This is a genomic window from Streptomyces sp. NPDC101152, assembly GCF_044768275.1.
Taxonomy (GTDB): Bacteria; Actinomycetota; Actinomycetes; order Streptomycetales; family Streptomycetaceae; genus Streptomyces.
In genome coordinates this window covers 359,924-368,781 of record NZ_JBIWPO010000005.1, presented here as the reverse complement: position 1 = coordinate 368,781, position 8,858 = coordinate 359,924, and the positions used below count along the sequence as shown (strand labels likewise).

Sequence of the window (8,858 nt, the reverse complement as noted above, 5' to 3'; positions counted from 1 at the left end):
GGCGTTGATTTTTGGCACGCTGTTGAGTTCTCAAGGAACGGACGCTTCCTTCGTACTCACCCTCTCGGGCTTTCCTCCGGGCGCTTCCCTTCGGTGTTCCAAACTCTATCAGTGTTTTTCCGTCCCCCGGACCACCGCCCTGCAGGCATGCAGAAGCTGACCCCGGGATAGGATCTGACAAGTTTGGGTGCCGCTGAGTAAGGACGCTTGCTCGCGTCGCTCGGCCTCAAGCAGGAGTACGACTGTACACGGGGCCGTGAAGAGGGCGCAAATCGCTGGGGCTGGTGGTCTAGACCTCTAACCGGTATCTTCCATGCGGAACCGCCACTTCGCATGCCATACGCTGCTGCACAGTGCGTCGTCAGGCATCCCTAGTGACGGCCCCTACGCGAATCTCCACCCCTGGGAGGCTTCCCATGACCACCGTGACGTCCCCGTTGGCAGGACGTGCCATCGGACTGGCCGCAGTGCCGGATCCGGTTTTCTCCGGGGCCATGGTCGGCCCGGGCACCGCGATCGATCCTGTCCGTGAGCCTTCCGAGGCGGTCGCTCCTGTGGACGGAGTCATCGTCTCCCTCCACCCGCATGCGTTCGTCGTCGTCGACGAGCGGGGGCACGGGGTTCTCACCCACCTCGGCATCGACACCGTGCAGCTCAACGGAGAAGGCTTCGAGCTGCTGGTGAACAAGGGGGACACGGTGACCCGCGGTCAGGGCGTCGTGCGCTGGAACCCGGCTGCCGTCGAGGCAGCGGGCAAGTCCGCGGTGTGCCCGGTCGTTGCGCTGGAGGCCACCGCGGAAGCTCTCTCCGAGCTTCGTGACAACGGCGACGTGAAGGCCGGCGACAGTCTCTTCGTCTGGAAGTGACGTCACAGCCGTCATCCGACGGCGACCAGGACAACCACCGCGGCGGCGGGACCCGCCGCACTATCGGAGACGGGTGAGATGGAGACAACGCTGCGAGGCGTCGGCGTGAGCCACGGTGTGGCGATCGGCGAGGTTCGGCACATGGGGACGGCGGTGCTCGAGCCGCCTGCCAAGCAGATCCCGGCGGAGGACGCAGAGCGTGAGCAGGGGCGCGCCCGCCAGGCCGTGGATGCCGTGGCGGCCGATCTGATGGCGCGCGGCAATCTGGCGGGGGGCGAAGCCCAGGCGGTGCTCGAGGCGCAGGCCATGATGGCTCAGGACCCCGAGCTGATGGCGGATGTCGAGCGGCGCATCGCCGTCGGCAGCACCGCCGAGCGTGCCGTGTACGACGCGTTCGCCGCCTACCGTGCCCTGCTGGCCGGTGCCGGTGAGTACCTCGCCGGCCGCGTGGCCGATCTGGATGACGTGCGGAATCGTATCGTCGCCCGGCTGCTGGGGGTGCCGATGCCTGGTGTCCCGGACAGCGACGAGCCGTATGTCCTCATCGCGCGTGACCTTGCGCCTGCGGACACCGCCCTGCTGGATCCGGCCCTGGTCCTCGGATTCGTCACCGAAGAGGGCGGCCCCACCAGTCACAGTGCGATTCTGGCGCGGGCCCTCGGGGTGCCGGCCGTGGTGGCGCTGCCAGGTGCGGGCGAACTCGCCGAGGGCACGCTGATCGCGGTGGACGGCAGCACCGGCGAGATCTTCGTGAACCCGAGCGAGGAGAAGAAGGCACAGTTGGAGGCCGCGGCTGCCGAGCGTAAGGCGGCTTTGGCCGCCGCCACCGGGCCGGGTGTCACCTCCGACGGTCACAAGGTGCCGTTGCTGGCCAACGTCGGTGGGCCGGCGGACGTGCCGGCCGCCATCGAGGCCGGTGCCGAGGGTGTCGGTCTGTTCCGCACCGAGTTCCTCTTCCTGGACGACAGCAAGAACGCCCCGTCGGAGCAGAAGCAGATCGAGGCCTATCGGCAGGTTCTCGAGGCGTTTCCGGAGGGCCGGGTCGTCGTACGTGTGCTGGACGCGGGCGCGGACAAGCCGCTGGACTTCCTCACCCCGGCCGACGAGCCGAACCCGGCACTGGGCGTGCGCGGTCTGCGGACGCTGCTCGACCACCCTGAGGTGCTGCGTACCCAGCTGACCGCCCTGGCCAAGGCTGCCGAGGGGCTACCGGTCCACCTCGAGGTGATGGCTCCGATGGTGGCGGACCGTGCCGATGCAAAGGCGTTCGCCGACGCGTGCCGTGAGGCCGGGCTGCGGGCGAAGTTCGGGGCAATGGTCGAGATCCCCTCGGCTGCACTGCGGGCTCGGTCGATCCTGCAGGAGGTGGAGTTCCTGTCGCTGGGGACCAATGACCTGGCGCAGTACACGTTCGCCGCCGACCGTCAGGTGGGTGCGGTGTCCCGGCTGCAGGACCCGTGGCAGCCCGCGCTGCTCGACCTGGTGGCGCTGTCCGCGGAGGCGGCTAAGGCCGAGGGCAAGAGCTGTGGCGTCTGCGGTGAGGCGGCGTCCGACCCGCTGCTCGCGTGTGTGCTGACCGGTCTGGGCGTCACCTCTCTTTCCATGGGTGCGGCGTCGATTCCTTATGTGCGGGCGACGCTGGGCAAGTACACGCTGGCCCAGTGCGAACGAGCCGCCTCGGCCGCCCGCGCCGCGGAGAGCGCCGAGGAGGCGCGCAGCGCGGCGCAGGCGGTGCTGTCCGGCGAGTAGTCCGGCGGGGACAGTCGGCTGTTCGTTGAGGGGCGCTTCACCTTCGGTGGGGCGCCCCTCGTGCTGTCAGTGGTGGTGGCCCGGCGTCTGTCCTTCCTGCCCGAGGTCGGGCGGTACGCAGTAGTCGACGTCGGATTCCGGGGAGATGATGTCTCCGGAGTCGATGTCGGTGCAGTAGGCGTCGAAGACCTCTCCGGCGGTCAGCGGTGCGAGTCCTTCACCGCGCAGGCGCCAGCCGTAGACGCGGTCGGTACTTCCGGGGCCGCTGGTGCGAATGACGAGTCCGCCGGGGCTCTGGGTGGCGAGGCCGAGGGCCAGGACGGTGGTGAACTCGAGGGCTTCGGCCTCGTCCAGTCGGAGCGCGCCCTGCTCGTCCTCGTCGGCGTGCAGGACGGAGACCAGTGTCTCCGGCTCCGCGGAGACACTGCAGACGAGGTGCCGGTTGCCGCGTCCCGCGGTGTCGAGGATGCGGACCACCAGGTCCGCGGCCCGGGCGAAGGCGGCTCGGCCGATGTCCTCGCCACAGGAGGCGCAGGCGCCGAGTCGGGCCAGGAGGGTGGACGCGTACTCCCAGGTGGCCTGGCGGACGGCTTCGTCGACGAGGGCGGGGACCAGGTCGGCGAGAGGCCGGCCGTCGTAGGGGATGGCGGGGCCCGTGCTGGCGAGTTCGGCTGTGAAGCGGGTACGGCTCGACGGGATGTCGGGATCCAGGCCGGTGTCCGCGCAGAAGTCGGCGTACTCCTGCGGGTCGAACAGGGCCAGGGTGGTGTGGCTGCCCTGGGAGGCGCGGACCTTGAGGAGTGCCTCCACCTGCTCGAGGTACGTCTGGTGGTCGTCGAAGGTGAAGCTGCGGTAGCGCCGCATGGCACGGAAGTCGTGCTCGTCGGTCAGCAGGCCGATGGTGCCCGCGATTTCGCGGCGCAGGACCCGCCGCATGATCTGGTGTTCTGTTCGAGCCATTTTTCCCCCTGTTGCCTGGTCGATCAATGCTCACTCACAGTAACGGGCGGCACTGACAACGGGGGCTGGCAAGGCGATCGAGGACCAGCGGGTGCTGGAGCCTGCAGGTCAGGGGGTGGGCGTCGGGAAGTCGGTCCGGTTCGCCGGAGCGGCGGCGGTGGATACGGGCTGTCAGTCGCGTTTGCGGGCGAGGGCCTCGTAGAAGTGCAGCAGGTCGAGGTTGTCGATGGAGCCCGGGTTGACCGCCTTCTCCAGTGGCGTGCCCTGGAGGAGGCGTTTGACCGGAACCTCGATCCGCTTGCCGGTGAGGGTGTGCGGGACGCCGGGAACCTCGATGATCTCGTCCGGCACATGGCGTGGGGAGAGCTGTTCGCGGATGGTCTGCTTGATGCGGCTCAGGAGGTCCTCGTCGAGGGTGGCTCCGGGCGCCAGGTGCACGAACAGGGGCATCCAGTAACCGCCGTCGGGCTGTTCGATGCCGATGACGAGGGATTCCCTGATCTCGGGTAGGCGCTCGACGGCTTCGTAGATGTCGGCGGAGCCCATGCGGACGCCCTGGCGGTTGAGCGTGGAGTCGGAGCGGCCGTGGATGACGACGGAGCCACGGGAGGTGATGGTGATCCAGTCGCCGTGCCGCCACACACCCGGGTACGTGTCGAAGTAGCTGTCGTGGTACCGGCTGCCGTCGGGATCGTTCCAGAAGCAGACCGGCATCGACGGCATGGGGTTGGTGACGACGAGCTCGCCGACCTCGTCGATCAGGGGCTTGCCGCTCGGGTCCCAGGACTGCAGGTCGGTGCCGAGGCCGGGGGCCTGGAGTTCGCCGATGTAGACCGGCAGCGTGGGGACGGCTCCGGCGAAGCAGGAGCAGACGTCCGTGCCTCCGCTGACGGACGCGATCCACAGGTCCTCGCGGACCTCGTCGTGCAGCCAGCGGAATCCGTCGGGGGGCAGCGGCGATCCCGTGGTGGCGACGCACCGCACCCGGGAAAGGTCGAAGTCGCGCGCGGGGCGCACGTCGGCCTTGCGGCAGGCCATCACGTAGGCCGCGGAAGTGCCGTAGAGGGTCGCTCCGGTCCGCTCGGCGATCCGCCACTGGGCCGCGGTGTCCGGGTATCCGGGGCTGCCGTCGTAGAGGACGATCGTGGTGCCTGTCAGGAGGCCGGAGACGAGGAAGTTCCACATCATCCAGCCGGTCGACGTGTACCAGAAGAAGCGGTCCTCGGGTCCCAGGTCGCAGTGCAGGCCCAACTGCTTGAGGTGCTCGACCAGGATGCCGCCCTGGGACTGGACGATGGCCTTGGGCAGGCCGGTCGTGCCCGAGGAGTAGAGCACCCAGAGCGGGTGGTCGAAGGGCACCTGTTCGAAGACGGGCTCCACGTCCGCGCCGGTCAGCGCCGACCACTCCAGGGCACCCTCCGGAGCCTCGGTACCGAGCAGCGGGACGTGTACGACGGCGCGCAGTGTGGGCAGTTCGCGGCGCAGTTCGGCGACGGTCTCCCGGCGGTCGTGCTCCTTGCCGCCATAGCGGTAACCGTCGACGGTGAACAGGACGACCGGTTCGACCTGCTGGAAGCGGTCCAGGACGCTGCGGGCACCGAAGTCGGGCGCGCAGGACGTCCACACGCCGCCCACGGCCGCCGTGGCGAGGAGGGCCACGACGGCCTGCGGGATGTTCGGGAGATAGCCGCTGACGCGGTCTCCTCGGCTTACGCCGAGGGCGCGCAGCTCGGCCGCCAGGGAACCGACCTGACGGCGCAGCTCGGACCAGCTGACCGGGCGCGGCTCGTGCGTCTCGTCGACATACAGGAGGGCCGGTTCGTCCGCACGGGTCGCGGCCGCGCGCAGGGCGTGCTCGGCGTAGTTGAGGGCCGCCCCGGGGAACCACTGGGCGCCCGGCATCGACCGGTCGCCCAGTACGCGCGCGGAGGGGGTCGAGAACCGGACGTCGAACCAGTCCGTGACGGCTTTCCAGAACGTGTCGAGTTCGTCGACCGACCAGCGGTGCAGCGCCGCGTAGCCGCCCTCGGCCGGGGCGCCGTGGTGTTCGGCGGCCCAGGCCTGGAACCGTGTGACCTGCGCCTGGTCGATGCGCTGCGGATCCGGCTGCCAGAGCGGCTGGGGGGTCACGGACGACATGGGGCGGCTCCCGACTGTGCGCGTCGTGTGCGTCGGCGCGCACGTGCTGGGTTGTGCGCGGACGCGGCTGACACGGACGATGCCATGTGATCGACTTCTGCACCAGGGTGAGTCCCACATAGTCCGCCTCATGAAGATGTGGTCCCGGCACGGGTGAACGGAAGTTGAACAACACTCGTGTGGGGGGCGGTCGATGGCAGGCTGAGCAGCATGGACGGTCGTGACCTGGTGCGTTCGATAAGGGTGGTCGGTTCGGTGGGGGCGTCCCAGGGCTTGCGGACCGTGAAAGCAGCATGGCGCAGGAGGCGTACGGATGCCGCCGCGTTGCCCCGCCGGGGCGCGGAGCGTGCTCGGGTGCCCGGGCCCGTACGGGAGGTGGAGCCCGGTCCGGGCGGTGGCTTTCTCCGGTTCGACCGCTCGGAGCTGCGGATCCTGGTCGCTGTGAACGGGGCGGTGTTCTGGGGCTGGGACGGGTCCGCTCCGGAGCCGTCGTACGCGCTCGCGGGCCGCTGCCCGGAGCCGGATCCCCGGGCGGTCCTGGAGCCGGACAAGGACGGCGGCTGGCGGGTCGTGGCGGAGCGGGTGACGGTCGTCGTCTCGCGGCACGGAGCGATCGAGGTGCGTACGCCCGGTGGGGTGACCCTGCGCAGGGATCTACCGCCCAGGTGGTGGGAGCCGGTCGGTGGCGGCGTCGCGCGATGGATGCAGCGCTCCGAGGTGGCGGCGGACGCGCGGTTCTTCGGGCTCGGGGGCCGTGCGTCGGGCCCACGGCTGCGTGGGGGGACGTACCGCCTGTGGAACACGGACCCGGGCGGCAGCTTCGGTCCGGACGACGATCCGCTGTACATCACGATGCCGGTGCAGCTGGTGGTTGCCGACGCGGCCACGCATCTGGTGTTCCACGACTCCTCCTGGGACGGCACGGTGACGCTCCGGGAAGGCGAGGAGGGCGCTGGTTCCGGGCACGACCGGCCGGGGACCAGCGAGCTGCGGATGGACGGCGGCCCCTTGCGCTGCTGGGTGATGGTGGGCACCCCCGCGCGCGTGCTGCTGGCCTGGGCGTCCCTGACAGGTCCGCCGGCGCTGCCGCCGACGTGGGCGCTGGGGCATCACCACGCGCGTTGGGGCTTCGGCAGCGAGCAGGAGGTGCGCCGGGTCGTCGCGGGCTACAAGGATCACGAGCTGCCTCTCGACGCCGTTCATCTGGACATGGACCACTACGACGAGCACCAGGTGTTCACCGTGGACACGGAGCGCTTTCCCAAGCTGCCGGTGCTGGCGGAGGAGCTGCGGCGGGACGGGATTCGGCTCGTGTCGATCGTCGACCCCGCGGTCAGGGCGGAAGCCGGCAACGCCGTGTACGACGGTGGAGCAGCCGAGGACGCGTTCGTCCGGGACACCGCGGGGCAGGTGGTGCGCGGAGTCGCGTGGCCCGGGGAAGCGGTGTTCCCGGACTTCACCCACGCGCGCGTGCGGGAGTGGTGGGGGCGGCTCTACGAGGAGCGCCTGGCTCAGGGGTTCTCCGGTTTCTGGCACGACATGAACGAACCCACCTCGTTCACCGCTTTCGGGGAGACGACGCTGCCGCGTTCGGCCCGGCACTTCCTGGAGGGACGCGAAGGCGACCACAGGGAAGCGCACAACATCTACGCCCTGTGCATGACGCGGGCAGGCTATGAGGGTCTGCGCGAGCTGGCTCCCAAGGAGCGGCCGTTCGTCTTCTCACGCTCCGGGTGGGCCGGTATGCAGCGCTACGGGGGCACCTGGTCCGGCGATGTGGCGACCGGCTGGCCGGGGCTGCGGGCCTCGCTGTCGCTGGTCATGGGGCTCGGGCTGTGCGGAGTGCCGTATTCCGGGCCGGACGTGGGCGGTTTCGACGGGAGTCCGTCTCCCGAGCTGTACCTGCGGTGGTTCCAACTGGGTGCCTACCTACCGCTGTTCCGGACACACGCGAGTCTGCGGGCGGGGCGGCGGGAGCCCTGGGAGTTCGGGGACGAGGTGCTGGAGCACGCGCGCCTGGCGCTCGTCGAACGCCGGCGGCTGCTGCCGTACTTCATGACGCTGGCGCATCTGGCCCGGCGCACGGGAGCGCCCTATGTGCGGCCGTTGTGGTGGGGCGTGACCGAGGACCGTGCGCTGCGTGACTGCGAGGACGCGTTCCTGCTGGGCGACTGCCTGCTGGTGGCGCCGGTGCTCGATCCCGGCACGGACCGGCGCGCGGTGCAGCTGCCGCGGGGGCGCTGGTACGACACGGTTACGGAGAAGGCGTACGAGGGGCCGTCGCAGGTGCTCGTCGACGCTCCCTTGTCGCGGATTCCGGTGCTCGCACGCGCGGGTGCCGTGATTCCCGTGCGGGGGGACGACGGCGGGCTGGAACTGGAAGTGTGGGCGCCGCCCAAGGGCCGCACCGGGGGCGGGCTGGTGGTCCCCGACGCGGGTGACGGATGGGACGAGCCGGAACTCGAGCGCTACGTCACCCGTTGGAAGGGTCGGAAGCTGGTGGTCCAGCGGGAGAGTGAGGGCGGCTCGTCACAACCGCCCTACCCGGTGCGTGTGCGCGGCCTCGACGAGGCCCGGGCTCAGATGTAGCGGCCCTCGAACCAGGCCCGTACGGCCAGCGTGTGCAGGGGGAAGGCGAGTTCCTCCGGCCTGCGCAGGAGCTGCCAGCCCTCCGTCTCGTCCGTGGGGGCGGACTGCGGCAGGACGTCGGCAGGGCGTTCCGGAAGCAGCCCGAACAGCAGGAGGTGGCCGTCGGGGGAGCTCATCGCGTCGACGAGCCGCACGTCGCGGCCGGCCGCGTCGATGCCGGTCTCCTCCTTGAGTTCGCGGACGACGGCCTGCCGCCAGTCCTCGCGGTCGTCGATGTAACCGCCGGGCAGGGCGAGACCCCCGCGCGCGGGGGCGATGGTTCGGGTGATGACGACCAGGGCGGTGCCTTTGGTGTCGTACACGGGCTGGAGCGCGATCGCGACCGGGAGCGGGTTGCGGTAGGCCACGGTGTGGCAGGCCGGGCAGGTGCGGGGCCAGCCGGAGACGCCCTCTCCATAGAGGGCTCCGCAGCTCGAACAATGCGAGTCGGGCGCGGAGTTGGGGGTGGAGGCTTGAGTTTCGGACACGAAGCGGAATGTATCCGATCGGGTGAAG

At 70.2% G+C, this 8,858-nt stretch carries 6 protein-coding genes; 3 read left to right on the top strand and 3 right to left on the bottom strand.

The genetic code is table 11. The features are described 5' to 3' along the window. The first annotated feature begins 416 nt into the window (after window positions 1–416). On the top strand, window positions 417–866 hold the full coding sequence (locus ACIRVK_RS09745; protein ID WP_404244929.1) for a PTS glucose transporter subunit IIA: 450 nt from the start codon (window positions 417–419) through the stop codon (window positions 864–866). Between the two features lie 78 nt (window positions 867–944). After that, complete coding sequence (gene ptsP, locus ACIRVK_RS09740; RefSeq protein WP_404244927.1) at window positions 945–2,615, top strand: phosphoenolpyruvate--protein phosphotransferase; 1,671 nt, start codon at window positions 945–947, stop codon at window positions 2,613–2,615. 66 nt (window positions 2,616–2,681) lie between these two features. Here the strand turns inward: ptsP and ACIRVK_RS09735 are convergent, their stop codons facing one another. Continuing rightward, window positions 2,682–3,575: a hypothetical protein gene (locus tag ACIRVK_RS09735; RefSeq protein ID WP_404244925.1), complete on the bottom strand. Its 894-nt coding sequence runs from the start codon at window positions 3,573–3,575 to the stop codon at window positions 2,682–2,684. Window positions 3,576–3,746: 171 nt separating this feature from the next. Continuing rightward, a complete protein-coding gene (locus ACIRVK_RS09730; protein ID WP_404244923.1) occupies window positions 3,747–5,714 on the bottom strand; it encodes an acetoacetate--CoA ligase in 1,968 nt (655 codons plus the stop codon). A 210-nt stretch (window positions 5,715–5,924) separates the two neighbouring features. Here ACIRVK_RS09730 and ACIRVK_RS09725 point away from each other — a divergent pair, with 210 nt between their 5' ends. Continuing rightward, window positions 5,925–8,303, top strand: coding sequence for a TIM-barrel domain-containing protein (locus ACIRVK_RS09725; protein WP_404244921.1), 2,379 nt, complete (start codon window positions 5,925–5,927; stop codon window positions 8,301–8,303). On the opposite strand, the gene ACIRVK_RS09720 is transcribed toward ACIRVK_RS09725, so the two are convergent. Then, window positions 8,294–8,830, bottom strand: coding sequence for an NUDIX domain-containing protein (locus ACIRVK_RS09720; RefSeq protein ID WP_404244919.1), 537 nt, complete (start codon window positions 8,828–8,830; stop codon window positions 8,294–8,296). The two genes, ACIRVK_RS09725 and ACIRVK_RS09720, sit on opposite strands and share 10 nt — an antisense overlap. Window positions 8,831–8,858: the final 28 nt, after the last annotated feature.